Genomic DNA, 14,636 nt, shown 5'->3' on the forward strand with positions numbered 1-14,636 from the left:
CATGTCGTTTGGACTGTCAAGCACTTTTTTTAAAAACTTTTCTTGCAGCTTTTCCGGCATATTTATCGGATTGCTGCGAACGGAGAAGGAGGGATTTGAACCCTCGCGCCGCTATTAACGACCTGCACCCTTTCCAGGGGTGTCCCTTCGGCCTCTTGGGTACTTCTCCAAGTAAGCTGATTCAATCAACTTGATTTATTTGTATGGCATCCCGAAAATCATTCAGTCTGATTTCCGCAGCGAAACAATCGCTAACGGAGAGGGTGGGATTCGAACCCACGCGCCCTTGCGGACAAACGGTTTTCAAGACCGCCTCGTTATGACCACTTCGATACCTCTCCATGTTTTTGTTTAAAACGATGGGTCGTTCCGAATCTCTTCCTTCTTTATATAGAAGAAAGTACTAACGCTTTGCCTTCATGGAACCTTCCGTTTGTTCAGAAGTTTGTGTTCCTCAGCAGTGCAAAAGTTATTATAGCTAAAAAGCCCCTCAGTGTCAACACATTTTTTCAGAAATTTCAAATTATTTTTTCAAAAGTGTAATTTTCCTTGTATTTACTGCATATATGGGGTATGCATTGTCGTTTTTTTCTGCAAATTCAGACTCTTTTCTCTAAAATACCGTCTGCCAAAAGTAAATCCTCCGGGGTCGTCAGCTTAATATTCTCATAGGAAGCCCGGAACAGCTTTACCGGATGGGCAAGGAGTGTTTCCACCACCATGGCGTCATCCGTGATCTGAATCCCGCTTTCACGAAGCTCCTCTTCCTTTTCCAGAAGCATGCGGTATGCATTTTTAATCAAATCGGCACTAAATACCTGGGGGGTCTGCATCATCCAGACACGATCACGCCTTGGCGTGGATACGGCAAAGTCATTCTCATCCGCAATTTTTATGGTATCCTTCACCGGCATTGCCGCCACACAGGCATGGTGCACCCTTACGGTTTCAAGCGCAGTCTGAAGAATCTCCTCTGTGACAAAGGGCCTGGCCCCGTCATGGATAAATATATAGGCACAGTCCTCCGAAACGGCTTCCAGCCCATTCGCCACGCTGAAATACCGCTCCGCTCCGCCGGGCACTATCTTTCTTACTTTCGTAAACTGATAGCGCTCTACGATCTCTTCGCGACAGTAAGCCTCTTCTCCCTGTTCGGTCACCAGTATGATTTCATCAATAAAGCTATCTTCAAAGGCTTTCAGGGCATAATAAATAACCGGCTTTTCCCGGAGCATCATATACTGCTTCGGGATATCACTGTTCATACGTTTTCCTTTTCCGGCAGCCAGAACTACCGCCGCTGTTTTTTCCCGCGCGTTTTCCATAGCGTTATCCTGCCTTAACTGATTCTTTCTCCCAGCTTCAGGTTGGGAACCGCATTGAGATCCCAGCCATGTCTGGTGCCTTTTATGTATTCATAGTATCCCGCCACCCCTATCATGGCCGCATTGTCCGTACAGTAAATGGGGGAGGGATGGTAAAATTCCAGCCCGTTTTTCCGGCAGGCTTCTTCAAAGGCCGCCCGCAGAGCAGAATTGGAAGCGACGCCGCCGGCTATGGCGAACTTTTTTAAATGATATTGGGATACGGCTTCCATGGAATGGCCTACCAGGACGTCGATCACCGCTTTCTGGAAGGATGCCGCCACATCAGCCTGGCAGATCTCAATCCCTTTCATCTCACAGGAATTGAGGTAGTTGAGCACTGCGGATTTCAGGCCGCTGAAGCTGAAATCATAGGTGCTTCCATCCACTTTGGCCCTGGGGAATACAACAGCGTCCGGATTTCCTTCCCTGGATACCCTGTCGATCTTGGGGCCACCGGGATATCCCAGGCCTATGGCCCTGGCTACCTTGTCAAATGCTTCTCCCGCCGCATCGTCCCTGGTTCTTCCGATGATTTCATATTCACCGTAGTCCTTCACCACAACCAGATGGGAATGGCCGCCCGATACCACAAGACAGATAAAGGGAGGCTCCAGATCTTTGTTTTCTATATAATTAGCACTGATATGGCCTTCGATATGATGGACTCCCACCAACGGTTTGCCGGCAGCGAAGGCGATGGCCTTTGCCGCAGAAACTCCCACCAGAAGAGCTCCCACCAGGCCCGGACCATAGGTGACCGCCACGGCTGTCACCTGCTGCAGGGTAATTCCTGCGTCGGAAAGAGCCTTTTCGATTACCTGGTTGATTTTTTCAATATGCTTTCTGGATGCTATTTCAGGGACCACGCCGCCGTAGAGGGTGTGCAGGTCGATCTGGGAATATATCACATTGGAAAGTACTTCTCTGCCATTGCGGACAACGGAGGCTGCGGTTTCATCGCAGGAGCTTTCCACAGCAAGAATATAAATATCTTCTTTTTCCATAATGCTTTCACCTTTTATACTGCTGATTATAACAGCCCGGACAGCTCCTGGCTGCTACTGCTGTTCCTCCTCAAAAAGGAGATCGATACTTTTTCCGTCTTTCCCGGCTACCGCCTGGGGGAATATTTTACGGACGCCATCCATGTAGTCCTCCGGCCTGATGAGGGAGGGGCTGTAATGAGTAAGCCACATCTGTTTTACCTGGGCGCGCTTAGCCATGTCCGCAGCTTCCAGGAAGGTCATGTGCTTATACTCCTTTGCCTTTTCCTTTTTCTCCGGCTCGCCGTACATTCCTTCGCAGATAAAGAGGTCCGCCCCGGCGGCGTTTTTTACAATTCCCTCGGTGGGCCTTGTATCCGTACAATAGGTAAGCTTGATTCCCTTCCGGGGAGGGCCGAGAACCATATCGGGAGTCAGGAAGCCTTCCGGCGTCTCAATTGTCTCCCCTTTCTGCAAGCGGTTCCAGTACTGTTTGGGTATCCCCAGGCTTTGCGCTTTCTCCAAAAGGAAACGGCCGCCGCGTTCTATTACAATATTATAGCCATAGCAGATCACGTTATGGTTGACGCGGAACGCCTCAATACGGAAGCCGTCAAAGGGGATGGACTGCTCGTTCTCCGTAAGCTCCATGCACTCAATGGCAAACGGAAGCTCCGGCGCGATGACGCGCAGGGCATTCACCACCCTGGTAAGGCCTTTGGGCCCAATGAGCAGAAGCGGTTCGGTGCGTTCCGCGTTCCCCATGGTGAGAAGCATGCCGGGAAGGCCGCTGATATGGTCGGCATGATAATGGGTGAAACATATAATATCCACCGGCTTCGGACTCCAGCCCTTCTCCTTCATCGCAATCTGCGTTCCTTCGCCGCAGTCAATCATGATACTTTTTCCATTATAACGGGCCATGAGGGATGTGAGCCACCGATACGGCAGCGGCATCATTCCTCCGGTTCCCAGTAAACATACATCCAGCATTCTGTCGTATTACTCCATTCCGCTACAGAAGCTCCCTGGCCTCCTTTACTTCCGCAGGCACGCGGAACTCTGCAAGCATTTTATCAAAACATTGTTCGCACAGGTCAAAATGGTATACCTGTCCGTCCTTGCTGCTGAAATACCCGAAGGCATGCTTAACTTCGAAGCATCCTTCCTTCAGGATTCCATTTTCCACCTTCATTTCTTTGCCGCATCGGTTGCATATCACCGATATAAGCTCCGTATTGTTATTATCAAGATAAATTCGCATGGCCACTCCTATCCGCGCTTTTACGCTTTCTGTTTTAATCATTATAACGTAAATTTTTGTCGAAAAACAGCGGTAATTATTCCATGCGCTGCCTATCTCTTCCACATAATAAGAGCGTTTTCAGCCGGATCCCGGTAAAAATTTTTCCGGTTCCCTTCTACAGTAAAGCCCAGGGATTCATATAGCCGGACCGCAGGGAGATTGCTTTCCCTGACCTCCAGCGTAAAATTTTCCACGCCGCAAAGCTTCGCCCGGCGCATCAGTTCCAGCAGCAGTCTGCGGGCACAGCCTTTTCTTCTGCTGCCCTCCTCCACCGCCACATTGGTAATATCCCCATCTTCAAAGGACTGCCAGATTCCACAGCAGGCGATCAGCCTGCCCTCCTCCATGCAGGACAGATAGAGTGCATTTTTATCGGAAAGCGCCTGCTCCAGGGCCTGCTCCGACCAGGCGTCCGAACCGAAGCAGGCGGCTTCCAGCGCGGCCGCCTGAGATAAATCCTCCGGAAGCATTGTACGGATTTCCATTACGTTTCACCGCTTTCACGATTCTTAAGCTTCTGCTGCCTGGAATAGGTCCCTTTTCTCATCATGGCATCCCCGGCCTTATCGCCTGCTGTTTTCTGCGCCTCGCTGCGTTCCCGTTCTGCCTGGGAGGGGCGCAGGTATTCCGGTACATGGGCGGCTGCGGATTCCATTTTGCCCAAACGGGCGTAGGTCTGTGCAAGGACGGCTACCGCCGAGGCACGCTGCCTGTTGCAGAGCGCAGGGGCAAAGGTATAGGGACGGTGCATGAGAGCCGCCAGTTTTTCCCGGAATACGGGAACGCCGTCTCCTAAAAATACCACGCAGTCTTCTCCGGGAAGCGCATTCAGCTTCTCCGCTATGGTTTCAATGGGAACCACGCACTGGGGTTCCAGAATATCCAGTTTAAAATTCACCTCTAATGAGGAGGTTTCCTGCGACGTCTCCTCCGGAAGGAAACGGTAAATACCGGTATAGACCTGGCTTCTTCTCGCATCCATGAGGGGGCATACGATATGATCCGTTCCGTATACATTCATGGCAAGCGCATCCACCGTAGGAACGCTGATAATCGGTTTATCCAATGCAAGCCCCAGCCCCTTGGCTGTAGCAGAGCCGATCCGTAGTCCCGTAAAGGAACCAGGTCCTGCGGATACTGCGATGGCATCAACACAGGACAGATCCAGCTCAATCATTTTTTTCACTTCATCCAGCATGGGGAGCAGGGTCTGAGAGTGTGTTTTCTTATAATTTGTTGTGTATTCGGCTATGAGGCTGTCATCCTCCGTCACCGCCACACTGGCTACCAGCCCTGAGCTGTCTATGGCTAATATTTTCATTCCTGCGCTTCTCCTATCCTTGTCAGGGTAATTTTGCGGTAATCAAAGCCCCGGCTTAAATCTTTTTCTATCCGCACCTGTGTATATGCAGGGGGTAGAATTTCCTCAATGAGGTTGGCCCATTCTATCAGGCACAGCCCTTCTCCGTAAATGCAGTCCTCAAAGCCCACCTCCTCCATTTCCTCCGGATCGCCAATCCGGTATACGTCAAAATGGTAAAAAGGCATACGGCCTTCCTCATAGATCTGCACGATGGTAAACGTAGGGCTGCTGACCGGCTCCGTTATGCCAAGCCCTGCTGCGACTCCCTGGGTAAAAACGGTTTTGCCCACGCCCAGATCTCCGATCAGGGTATAAACCTGGCCGGGCTTCGCTTCCTGTCCTATTTTTTCCCCCAGCGCATAGGTTTCCTCTGCGCTGAAGCTTTCAATTACTTCTGTTTGCTGATTCATATTACAATTCTCCTGTTATCCCGGCATGGGCTGCTATACCGCCGGCCGGCTTCACATCCGGATGTTTACCTTTTTCGGAGGCATGTGTGTGGAAATCATCTCCACTGCTTTGGAAAGATTATCCTTCAGATCTCTGCGGGGAAAAATGCTGGCATTGATTCTTGTGGTATAAAGTACGATACTGCGGGCTGTGGACACCGCTTTCACCATATCCTCCCATTTCTGGAATTCCGTTGCTTCTCCCTGGGATACCTCCACCCCTTCTTCCGTCATTTTGTAATGGAGGGGCTGCTTGAAGGCGGGATTGGTAAGAGCCTGCTGCTTGGCCTTAAGAAACAGGCTGCCCGGCTGGTACAGCAGTATCACCAGGCCGGCAATAAGATAGATTATATGGCCGGTCATGCCGAATGCCACCAGCATCAGTGCGCCCACCGTGGTTCCCACCACTCCGGCAAAGCTGGTGTAGGTATGGTGAAGCATGTAGTCATACAGTACTCCTGAATCTATTTTGACATCAAATTCCACTTCCATTTAAGTATATACTCCTGATATTTATTTTGTTGTATATCTCAGGCCCGAAAAAGCACCTACATCGTAGGTGCTTTTGTCTACTTAACATTATATTATACTGATAATCCGCTATAACGCAAGTTATTTTCTACCGGGAACCGTCCTGGCTTTCAGGATTATTCATGGCGCAGCGCTTCAATCGGGCTGAGCTTTGCAGCCTTTCTTGCAGGATAGATACCGAAGAAAATACCTACGCCTGCCGAGAACAGGGATGCAATCAGCACGGTGCCTACCTTAACTCTTGCAGCAAAGCCAATCACGCCGCCTATCAGTATGGCGCCTGTAATTCCCAGTATAATGCCGATAATCCCTCCCATAAGGGTAATAATGGCGGATTCGGACAAGAACTGCAGCAGGATGGATCCGGTCCTGGCTCCCAGGGATTTACGGATACCAATTTCCCTGGTACGTTCCGTTACGGAAACCAGCATGATATTCATTACGCCGATACCGCCGACCAGCAGGGAAATCGCTGCCACAATAACTACAAAGATAGAGATATTGCCCAGAACGGAGTTGATTTGGGAAATCTGATCCTGCATGTTCTGCACCTGGATCAACCCTTTTCCTCTCACATTATGCCTTCCTTCCATGAGGTTGATCGTGCTCTGCGCCACCTGCATGGATTCCGCCGGCGAGTCACAGATAACATAAAAGTCCGTAAAATCACCGAAATATAATCCATAGGAAGCGCTCAGTATGCTGAGCGGCAACTCAATGTTAATCATGTCTCCGTACATACTGAACATGGCTGAAGCGCTGTCCTTACGTATGCCTACGATTCTCAGATCCTGTGTGGTTCCGTACAGGGTCACTTCAATAGTAAGGCCGATAACATCCGTAGTGCCGAACAGCTTCTTGGCCGCCTGCTCCGGCACCACGCATACCTTATTGCCGGAGTAGTAATCGTTGGCGGTAAAGTAACGGCCCGCAATTATCGGTTCACTCTGATAGAACTCCATGCTCTCCGTTCCGCCGGAGGCATATGCGGTAAACTCGCCTTTTTTACCGATTACGCTCCCGTAAAGGGTATACACCGGCGTAACGCCTTTGACGCCCGCCACCTTTTCCTGTATTGCTTCAAAATCATCTGCGGAGAAATAAACCTCATCTTCACTGTGTTCATTATTAACATAAATACCAATCAGCCCTCCGGCCATGGCATTCAGTTCATCGTTTACCTGTCCCTTTACTCCGTCACCAATGGAAATAATCATGATAACGGATGTAATACCGATAATAATACCGAGCATCGTCAGAATGGACCGGCCTTTATTGCTTTTGATATTCATCAGGGCAATTTTTATATATTCCCATGCCTGTGCCACTATTGCATCCTCCTTATATAGACCGCTGTGAGCAGGCCCGGATTACTCGTTTCCGGAATCCGCCGCGCCGTCCGTCTGTGTCTGTGTTCCAGCGGTCTCCGTCTCCTGGCCTGCCGCTTCGGAGGAGCCTTCTTCTGATGCGTTTTCAGTGGATGCTTCCGACGCTGTTTCCACGGCTGCGCCGGTCTCGGGAGCCGCTGCGTCAGTCATTGCCGCGCCCGCCATGCCGCTTCCCATAGGAACCGCCATTACCTTCATGCCCTCTGTCACCATACCTGTCACATCATATAATATCTGATCGCCTTCCTTCAGGCCTTCCTTTACCTCAACCATGCTGTCAGAGGAAATTCCTGTGGTGATTCTTCTCATGGTTACCACGCCGTTTTCCACAACGTAGCAGAACTCACCCTGCTTATCCGCATTTACGATTTCAACAGGTACTGTAAGAACATTTTCCGCAGATGCGGTATGGATAACAAGCTTGGCCTCCACGCCCAGGAAAATATCCTCGTCCGGGTTCTTGATATGTACCTCTGCTCCAACTACAGGCGTTCCCTGGGAATTGGCAGCGGCCACTTTATTGATTTTGGAAACCTCGCCTTCATATTCTTTTCCTGCAATGGTAACATCCACCTTCTGGCCGATTTCGATTTTGGGCAGGTCATATTTGGTGACTTCGATGCCCACCTTTACCTGTTTGTTGCTTTCTATGGTGAAAAGCTCGGTTCCTTCAGCTACGGTAGCCCCTTCCAGAAGGCCGCCGCCCTTGGTTGCATCCTTGGATGTGGATACGGTGGCAATCTTGGTTACGATGCCGGGGAATTCTGCAACAACACCCGCCTGAGCCTTCTCCAGCTCTGCCGCCGCTTCACTTGCGGTAATCTGTGCGCTCTGTACGGTATCTGCCTGCTGCTGCTTGGAATAAGGATCGGCAATTCCCGCTTCTGAGGAGGATTCCTTTCCTTCCCGCTTGCTGATCTCTTCTTTCATATCCTCCAGCTTCTTCTGTTCCGCGTCAATAATACGCTGGGTCTCCCTCAGGTCCTCGGACATGCTCAGATCGCTGAGCTGGTTGCTTGTTTCCCGGATGCTGTTATTCAGGTTCTGGATGATTTCCTGAATTCCTTTTCTGGCATCTGAATCACTCTGCTCAGCCAGCTTATTATTCTGGGTCTCCAGCTCCTGGTTCAGCTTGCCCAGCCAGTCCTGAAGCTTTTCTCTTTCACGCTGGGTTTCATCCTCCAGTTGGTATTTCAGTCCCTGTACGTACTGCTCCTGTTGCTCGGCAAGGATCTTCAGTTCGTCAAGGCCGATGGTTGCTTCATTATATTCTGATTCATTCTTGTTGCTCTGATACTGGGAGCTTCTGTAGCTGTTCGCCGTTGCGGAAGCATCCAGCGCCGCTTTTGCTTTTCTGTTTTCCAGTTCGGTGGTGTCGAAGGATACCAGCTGCTGTCCTTCTGCCACCTCATCGCCCAGGGCGATCTTCATCTCAGAGATAGTGGCGCCTACCGGCGCATAGTATGTCTTGCTCTGCTCACTGCTCACCGTACCGCTGGTGGACATGGTCTCTTCAATGCTTCCCATCGTCACTTCAATGGTATTCACTTGCATGGGCGTATTCTTGGCAATTACGCTGGTCACTACGGAATAACCCACAATGACTACCACGAGAACCAGCGCAATAATCCAGCCTATTTTCTTCTTTTTCTTCTTCTGTGTGCCGCCGGCCATAATAGCCTCTCTCTTCTGCTGCGCTTTCTTTTCCTTAGCTTCGGCTTTTTCTCTTTTCTTCTTTTCCTTTGCCGTCTCCTGGACCTCCGTCAGGTTTTCGGCGCCCTTGTTTTCTAACTCACTCATCTTGTATCCTCCATTCAGTCCCATCGGGTAGTTGCCTTTATTCATAAAAACAGAGCCGGCCTGCGGCTTGTCCTGCGCCGCTTCCCACACTGCTTCTTATAACTGTCTGAAAGCCTGCTTTAGCAGTTATTCTTCATAAATTTCCGTATCCTGGACATAATCCGCTTCAATCTGGCCGTCCTTAATCCTGATAATACGTTCTGCCTGAGCTGCAATGTCATTATCATGGGTAATAATGATTACCGTTCTGCCTTCCTTATGTAAATCCTTCAGAATCCCCATAATTTCCTTCGTAGATCCGGAATCCAGGTTACCGGTAGGCTCATCCGCAAGGATTACCGGAGGTGCCTGGGCAATCGCTCTTGCGATGGCAACTCTCTGCTGCTGCCCGCCGGACATCTCAGAGGGCTTATGGCTCATTCTTTTCTCAAGGCCCACCCTCGTGAGGGCATTCCTGGAAAGCTCTGTCCGCTCCCTTTTCCCCACGCCGCGGTAAATCAGGGGCAGCTCCACATTTTCCAGGGCCGTCAGATTCTGGATCAGGTTAAAGCCCTGAAAAATAAAGCCGATTTCCCTGTTCCTGATATCCGAAAGATCATCGTCGCTCATTCTTGAAACATCCTGGTCATGCAGAAGATATGTTCCGCTTGTAGGTACATCCAGGCACCCCAGCATGTTCATCAGCGTAGACTTTCCGGAACCGGAATGGCCGATAATTGCTACAAATTCATTCTCATTAATGGTTACATTGACATGATCAAGCGCCCGCACCTCATTTTCACCCGGGTTATATACCTTACACATGTCCTTTACTTCAACCAGCGCACTCATAGATTCTCTCCCTTTGTTTTCCATAAGCCCATGACCTGCAATGCAGGCGGCCTCACCTGGAAAACCGCATGATATATCACCTGTATTATGTAATTAATACAGTAATACTGATTCAGCTCTTTGTCAACTGGTATTTTTCTTCCAGCTGATGCAGCCAATTCCATTTTGGCCTTATCCGGCAGCCGGACCCGAGGTTCGGCATTCCTTATAAATAAGTCCTTCTTGGAATTACTCCGACTATCATACTATAGTTGCCTTCTAAAAATCTATGCAGTTCTTTTAAATATTTCTTAATTTTTTCTAAATAACGTAAGTTTCTGTATAATTTTTATGTATTATGACATAATAAAAGAAAAAACGAAGGAGAAAAACATGAGTCTTTTAAACGATGACGGGATACCTTTGGGGCTGGGAATGGCCCTGGCGCAGAATATGGATGCCATGCGGACTTTTTCTTCCATGAGCGAAAGTGCAAGGCAGGATGTGATTGACCGTTCAAGGCATGTGCAGTCAAAACAGGAAATGGAAAATCTGGTGAACGGGCTTTCCGGCGAATCAGGTTTTTCGGAAAAACTGAGCTGAGGATTCATTTTTTAGTCCCAAAAGCTTCACAGTTTCTTCAAAATTCCATCACGATTCCTACACACTTAAATGTTATCTTATACCTATACAAAGCCAACAAGAAAATTTTAGATAGATTTCTTTTTCATAACTTGCCGGCATCCGGAAAAGATGCCGGCCCTCCCTCAAAAAAACCCGGCAGGCCGCAATGGCCTGCCTTTTTTATTATTTTTTGCTGTGCAGGATGGGGCTGAGTTTTTTATAAATCAGCATGGTTACTATGGAAACGATGCCGCCTTTCATCAGGTTCATGGGCGCTACGGCAAATAATGCAAGCGTAGTCACGCTGTTGATGGAGGGATTGATGGCGTGGCCCAGGCCGACAATGGAATCTAACGGCATTCCGTACAGCTCTGCAAATTTGGGGAGCAGGTACACCGCGTTGAAGGCAGTTCCGAAAACCGTCATTACAAGTGTTCCCACAACACAGCCGATTATGGCATTTTTCTTGTTCTTGCGGAACAGGTATATGATAGAGGCAGGAAGCAGGAAGCTGCAGCCAATGATAAAATTGGCCAGATCTCCTACAAATGCGGTGGAGGTTCCTTTAAACAGAAGCTTCAGGATAATTTTGCAGAACTCAATCATGACCGCCGCAACCGGGCCAAAGGCAAATGCGCCGATCAGGGCAGGAAGCTCGCTGAAATCCATTTTATAGAATTCCGGGGCAAAGGGGATGGGGAAATCCAGCATGTGCAGGATGACCGCTATCGCCGAAAATACGCCTATCATGGCTATTTTTCTGGTGGTGAGGGTACGTTCCCTGTTTCCGTTTTTCTTTCGTTCCCATTTTTCCACCACGTAGGCGATGATTACCATGGCTGCCACAAGCCCCAGAAACTCCAGGACAAAAATAAGGTTTTCCGCGAAGGACGCTGCTAAATCATTCATTATGTATACTCTCCTTTTCTTTCTCCGGCCAGCCGGAGTTATTGCGTAAGACAAGGAAAATTCTTCTGATGCTTCATGAAAGGAAGGTATCAAAAAAGCCCGGAGAAATGATTCTCCGGGCAGATATCCAATCCCTGGAAAACACCTGCCGCCTCCGTAAACCAAACGGCGTAAAAACAGGTATTCCATGCATGATTTTCTTCTTTCATCCAGACTTTACTGTCGGTTCCGGATTCGTACCGGATCAGCCGCATGACGCGGGTCGCGGACTTGTCTGCACCTGTCGTGGAACAACTGCAGCGTCACCGCCGGTAGGGAATTACACCCAACCCTGAAGAACTTTACCTTTATTAAATTGTTACTCTATTATCATAGCAGGATTTTATTAAATGTCAAGGCGCGGATTAACCGTTTGTCCGCATGCATTTTACATACGTTTCTCCGCGCGCTCATTTGCCCGCGCACCGGGGCGGACAGGAAGGCGCTGCAGCAGTACAGCGTTCTGAACCACTATGTTTTTTTATTTTTAAGGGGTTGCAAATTCCAGTCAATCCGCTAGACTGAAATTATATTTAACCCGGCCGGTTAAACCAAAGCAGTCAGGAGGTGTTCAATGAACGAACAGTTTTTCCATTTGCCCGAAGAAAAACAGCAGGCAATAATCAATGCGTCCCTGGAGGTGTTTGCCACGCATGAATATAAGCGGGCATCCACGGATGATATCGCCGCAAAGGCAGGGATATCCAAAGGGCTGCTTTTCTACTATTTCCATAATAAAAAGAGTTTATATCTGTATATTTATGATTATACAAAGCAGATTGTGACGGCTCAGGTCGTTGATGCCCATTTTAAGGAGATCATTGACTTTTTTGAGCTGCTGGCCTATTCTGCGCAGAAAAAGGCCGCCATCATGTCGCGCAATCCCTATCTGATGGATTTTGTCATGCGTTGCTTTTATCCGGAAAAGGAAGAGGTATCAGATGAGTTAAACAGCACAAACCAGGATTATATAGATAATTCTATTTTCCTGTATTTTAAAAATGTGGATTTCTCAAGATTCCGGCAGGATGCCGACCCGCAACAGATACTGCGGATGCTTTTGTGGATGGCGGACGGCTACATCAGCGAGAAACGAAGGCAGGGCAAACCGTTTGTGCTGGATGAAATTATGCATGATTTTAAGGAATGGAGCGATATGTTCCGTCGGCTTTCTTACAGGGAGGAGTATTTATGAATGCCATAGATATCAGTCATATCACTAAGGATTACGGCAGTCACAAGGGAATATTTGATGTTTCATTATCGGTGAAAAAAGGTGAGGTTTACGGCTTTCTCGGTCCTAACGGCGCGGGAAAAACCACCACAATACGGCATCTGCTTGGTTTTCTGCGTCCGGAAAAGGGTTCCTGCCGCATTCTGGGCATGGACTGTTTTCATGAGGCCGCCGTCATCCAGAAATCACTGGGCTACCTGGCCGGGGAGATCACTTTTCCTGAGGATTGCACCGGCGACGGGCTTCTCCGGCTTCTGGCGGAAATGAAAGGGATTAAGGACAAAAGCCGAATGCGGGAGCTGATGGAGCTGCTTGAGCTGGATCCTTCCGGCCGCGTGAGAAAAATGTCAAAGGGCATGAAGCAGAAGCTGGGCATCGTAAATGCTTTTATGGGGAATCCCGAAATCGTAATTCTGGATGAGCCCACCAGCGGCCTGGATCCGTTAATGCAGAATCGCTTTATCGAACTGATTCTGGAAGAAAAAAAGAAGGGAACCACTGTTTTTATGTCCTCCCATCTGTTTGAAGAGGTGGAACGCACCTGTGAAAGGACGGCGATAATCAGGCAGGGGGAAATTGCCGCCATTGAGGATATGGAGGGGCTTAAGAAAAAACGGACAAGAGACTACATTATCACGCTGGACAGCAAAGAGGCGGCGGATGCTCTTGTCCTGCCCGGATTTTCAATCACGCGAAGGGAAGGCTGTCAGGTTACCGTTGCCGTGAAGGGGGATATCCCCAGACTGCTGTCTCTGTTGTCGGAATGTTCTGTCAGGGATCTGCAGATCCACACACAGACGCTGGAAGAAATTTTTCTTCATTATTATGGAGGTGAAAAGGCATGATTTCATTACCGCTTTTGAAAAGGAATCTGGCACAGACCTGGAAAATTCTGCTGATTATATTGGCTGCGATGACCATGTATACCACAGTTATTATTTATATGTACGACCCTGAGCTTGCCCACATGCTTAACGATTACCAGCAGGCGCTGCCGGGGATGATGACCGCAGTGGGAATGACGGGAATTGCAGGGAATCTTACGGAATTCGTACATATTTATCTGTATGGATTTATCATGCTGGTTTTTCCTGTTATTTTTCTGATTATTCTTGGGAATAAGCTTCTTGCACATTATGTGGACACCGGTTCCATGGCTGTACTTCTGTCCACTCCCAACTCACGGACACGGATTTTAGTGACGCAGCTGTTAACCCTGCTGCTGGAAACGGCGCTTTTGATTGCCCTGATTACGGCCATCGGAATTGTCAGCTGCGAAAGCCTGTTTCCCGGCGAGCTGGATATCCCTGTCTATCTGAAGCTGAATGCAGCGCTTCTTCTGCTGCACCTGATGCTGGGAGGAATCGTTTTTCTGCCGGCATGTATTTTCAATGATTCAAAGTGGTATTTCTTCGTCGGCGCTGGGCTGCTGATTCTGTTTTTCCTGTTTCAGATGCTTGGTAATATGGGCGGGGATTTGGAGTTTTTCCGGTATCTTACACCATTTACGCTGTTCCCCGGAGAAAAAATTGTGTCAGGCCAGGACGGCGCCGCCGGGAGCTGTGTGATTATGGCGGTGATTGGGGCGGCGCTGTATGGGAGCGGGGCTGTGTGTTTTGGGCGGAAGGATCTGCCGTTGTAAATGTTTGACATGGAAAAGGTATGGAAAACGCGCCGCTTCAACAGTAACAGCTGAATTTTGGCCTTGATTTCCATACCTTTTTTACTATTTTTAATATGTAATACTAATGCATGAAACCATACTTTTGAAAGCTTAAGACTTTGTCAGTTTCCTCAAAGCCATTGGGTGTGTCAAATAAACTGTGTATCACG

The 14,636-nt window shown here is 48.8% G+C and carries 16 protein-coding genes, 2 tRNA genes and 1 riboswitch; of the genes, 4 read left to right on the forward strand and 14 right to left on the reverse strand.

Translation table 11 applies throughout. The features are described from left to right. Positions 1-80: 80 nt before the first annotated feature. The 13 genes from HMPREF1548_RS22455 to HMPREF1548_RS22515 form a co-directional block, all read right to left on the reverse strand. A tRNA-Ser gene (locus HMPREF1548_RS22455) sits at positions 81-169 on the reverse strand. A gap of 86 nt (positions 170-255) precedes the next feature. Then, a tRNA-Ser gene (locus HMPREF1548_RS22460) sits at positions 256-341 on the reverse strand. A gap of 258 nt (positions 342-599) precedes the next feature. Continuing rightward, positions 600-1,325 (reverse strand): 2-C-methyl-D-erythritol 4-phosphate cytidylyltransferase, encoded by a 726-nt coding sequence (ispD, locus tag HMPREF1548_RS22465; protein WP_021638927.1) that lies wholly within the window; start codon positions 1,323-1,325, stop codon positions 600-602. Between the two features lie 14 nt (positions 1,326-1,339). Next, complete coding sequence (gene tsaD / locus HMPREF1548_RS22470; RefSeq protein ID WP_021638928.1) at positions 1,340-2,371, reverse strand: tRNA (adenosine(37)-N6)-threonylcarbamoyltransferase complex transferase subunit TsaD; 1,032 nt, start codon at positions 2,369-2,371, stop codon at positions 1,340-1,342. A gap of 54 nt (positions 2,372-2,425) precedes the next feature. After that, positions 2,426-3,343 carry a ribonuclease Z gene (locus HMPREF1548_RS22475; RefSeq protein WP_021638929.1) on the reverse strand — a complete coding sequence of 306 codons (918 nt, stop codon included), beginning with the start codon at positions 3,341-3,343 and terminating at the stop codon, positions 2,426-2,428. A 22-nt stretch (positions 3,344-3,365) separates the two neighbouring features. Continuing rightward, on the reverse strand, positions 3,366-3,614 hold the full coding sequence (locus HMPREF1548_RS22480) for a hypothetical protein (RefSeq protein WP_025490368.1): 249 nt from the start codon (positions 3,612-3,614) through the stop codon (positions 3,366-3,368). A gap of 92 nt (positions 3,615-3,706) precedes the next feature. Next, positions 3,707-4,141, reverse strand: coding sequence for a ribosomal protein S18-alanine N-acetyltransferase (gene rimI / locus HMPREF1548_RS22485; RefSeq protein ID WP_021638931.1), 435 nt, complete (start codon positions 4,139-4,141; stop codon positions 3,707-3,709). Then, positions 4,141-4,977: a tRNA (adenosine(37)-N6)-threonylcarbamoyltransferase complex dimerization subunit type 1 TsaB gene (gene tsaB, locus HMPREF1548_RS22490; protein WP_021638932.1), complete on the reverse strand. Its 837-nt coding sequence runs from the start codon at positions 4,975-4,977 to the stop codon at positions 4,141-4,143. The genes rimI and tsaB overlap by 1 nt, the downstream gene beginning before the upstream one ends. Further along, positions 4,974-5,429, reverse strand: a complete 456-nt coding sequence (gene tsaE / locus HMPREF1548_RS22495) for a tRNA (adenosine(37)-N6)-threonylcarbamoyltransferase complex ATPase subunit type 1 TsaE (protein WP_021638933.1) — start codon at positions 5,427-5,429, stop codon at positions 4,974-4,976. Before tsaE ends, tsaB begins: the two co-directional genes overlap by 4 nt. A gap of 51 nt (positions 5,430-5,480) precedes the next feature. After that, on the reverse strand, positions 5,481-5,960 hold the full coding sequence (locus HMPREF1548_RS22500; RefSeq protein WP_021638934.1) for a YcxB family protein: 480 nt from the start codon (positions 5,958-5,960) through the stop codon (positions 5,481-5,483). 155 nt (positions 5,961-6,115) lie between these two features. Then, a complete protein-coding gene (locus HMPREF1548_RS22505) occupies positions 6,116-7,327 on the reverse strand; it encodes an ABC transporter permease (protein WP_021638935.1) in 1,212 nt (403 codons plus the stop codon). 42 nt (positions 7,328-7,369) lie between these two features. After that, on the reverse strand, positions 7,370-9,187 hold the full coding sequence (locus HMPREF1548_RS22510; RefSeq protein WP_198168673.1) for a permuted SH3 domain-containing protein: 1,818 nt from the start codon (positions 9,185-9,187) through the stop codon (positions 7,370-7,372). A 126-nt stretch (positions 9,188-9,313) separates the two neighbouring features. Then, the gene (locus HMPREF1548_RS22515) at positions 9,314-10,018 is read right to left on the reverse strand and encodes an ABC transporter ATP-binding protein (RefSeq protein WP_021638937.1); all 705 of its coding nucleotides are present in this window, start codon (positions 10,016-10,018) and stop codon (positions 9,314-9,316) included. A gap of 372 nt (positions 10,019-10,390) precedes the next feature. Between HMPREF1548_RS22515 and HMPREF1548_RS22520 the strand changes: the two genes are divergently transcribed. Continuing rightward, complete coding sequence (locus tag HMPREF1548_RS22520) at positions 10,391-10,600, forward strand: hypothetical protein (protein ID WP_025490363.1); 210 nt, start codon at positions 10,391-10,393, stop codon at positions 10,598-10,600. 204 nt (positions 10,601-10,804) lie between these two features. Here the strand turns inward: HMPREF1548_RS22520 and HMPREF1548_RS22525 are convergent, their stop codons facing one another. Continuing rightward, positions 10,805-11,530, reverse strand: coding sequence for an ECF transporter S component (locus tag HMPREF1548_RS22525; protein ID WP_021638940.1), 726 nt, complete (start codon positions 11,528-11,530; stop codon positions 10,805-10,807). A 193-nt stretch (positions 11,531-11,723) separates the two neighbouring features. Further along, positions 11,724-11,873: riboswitch (FMN riboswitch) on the reverse strand. A 270-nt stretch (positions 11,874-12,143) separates the two neighbouring features. Here HMPREF1548_RS22525 and HMPREF1548_RS22530 point away from each other — a divergent pair. Genes HMPREF1548_RS22530 through HMPREF1548_RS22540 form a run of 3 tightly spaced genes read left to right on the forward strand, consistent with a single transcriptional unit; the run spans position 12,144 to position 14,445 of the window. Continuing rightward, on the forward strand, positions 12,144-12,764 hold the full coding sequence (locus HMPREF1548_RS22530) for a TetR/AcrR family transcriptional regulator (protein ID WP_021638943.1): 621 nt from the start codon (positions 12,144-12,146) through the stop codon (positions 12,762-12,764). Then, the gene (locus tag HMPREF1548_RS22535) at positions 12,761-13,648 is read left to right on the forward strand and encodes an ABC transporter ATP-binding protein (protein WP_021638944.1); all 888 of its coding nucleotides are present in this window, start codon (positions 12,761-12,763) and stop codon (positions 13,646-13,648) included. The genes HMPREF1548_RS22530 and HMPREF1548_RS22535 overlap by 4 nt, the downstream gene beginning before the upstream one ends. Continuing rightward, the gene (locus HMPREF1548_RS22540; protein ID WP_021638945.1) at positions 13,645-14,445 is read left to right on the forward strand and encodes an efflux permease Rv1217c-related protein; all 801 of its coding nucleotides are present in this window, start codon (positions 13,645-13,647) and stop codon (positions 14,443-14,445) included. Before HMPREF1548_RS22535 ends, HMPREF1548_RS22540 begins: the two co-directional genes overlap by 4 nt. Positions 14,446-14,636: the final 191 nt, after the last annotated feature.

The organism is Clostridium sp. KLE 1755, assembly GCF_000466465.2.
Classification (GTDB): Bacteria; Bacillota; Clostridia; order Lachnospirales; family Lachnospiraceae; genus Eisenbergiella; species Eisenbergiella porci.

Coding starts and splice junctions, on each gene's coding strand:
- HMPREF1548_RS22520 (WP_025490363.1), top strand. CDS start 10,391: ATGAGTCTTTTAAACGATGACGGGATACCTTTGGGGCTGGGAATGGCC.
- HMPREF1548_RS22480 (WP_025490368.1), bottom strand. CDS start 3,614: ATGCGAATTTATCTTGATAATAACAATACGGAGCTTATATCGGTGATA.
- tsaD (WP_021638928.1), bottom strand. CDS start 2,371: ATGGAAAAAGAAGATATTTATATTCTTGCTGTGGAAAGCTCCTGCGAT.
- HMPREF1548_RS22530 (WP_021638943.1), top strand. CDS start 12,144: ATGAACGAACAGTTTTTCCATTTGCCCGAAGAAAAACAGCAGGCAATA.
- HMPREF1548_RS22515 (WP_021638937.1), bottom strand. CDS start 10,018: ATGAGTGCGCTGGTTGAAGTAAAGGACATGTGTAAGGTATATAACCCG.
- HMPREF1548_RS22525 (WP_021638940.1), bottom strand. CDS start 11,530: ATGAATGATTTAGCAGCGTCCTTCGCGGAAAACCTTATTTTTGTCCTG.
- tsaE (WP_021638933.1), bottom strand. CDS start 5,429: ATGAATCAGCAAACAGAAGTAATTGAAAGCTTCAGCGCAGAGGAAACC.
- tsaB (WP_021638932.1), bottom strand. CDS start 4,977: ATGAAAATATTAGCCATAGACAGCTCAGGGCTGGTAGCCAGTGTGGCG.
- HMPREF1548_RS22510 (WP_198168673.1), bottom strand. CDS start 9,187: ATGAGTGAGTTAGAAAACAAGGGCGCCGAAAACCTGACGGAGGTCCAG.
- HMPREF1548_RS22540 (WP_021638945.1), top strand. CDS start 13,645: ATGATTTCATTACCGCTTTTGAAAAGGAATCTGGCACAGACCTGGAAA.
- ispD (WP_021638927.1), bottom strand. CDS start 1,325: ATGGAAAACGCGCGGGAAAAAACAGCGGCGGTAGTTCTGGCTGCCGGA.
- HMPREF1548_RS22500 (WP_021638934.1), bottom strand. CDS start 5,960: ATGGAAGTGGAATTTGATGTCAAAATAGATTCAGGAGTACTGTATGAC.
- rimI (WP_021638931.1), bottom strand. CDS start 4,141: ATGGAAATCCGTACAATGCTTCCGGAGGATTTATCTCAGGCGGCCGCG.
- HMPREF1548_RS22535 (WP_021638944.1), top strand. CDS start 12,761: ATGAATGCCATAGATATCAGTCATATCACTAAGGATTACGGCAGTCAC.
- HMPREF1548_RS22475 (WP_021638929.1), bottom strand. CDS start 3,343: ATGCTGGATGTATGTTTACTGGGAACCGGAGGAATGATGCCGCTGCCG.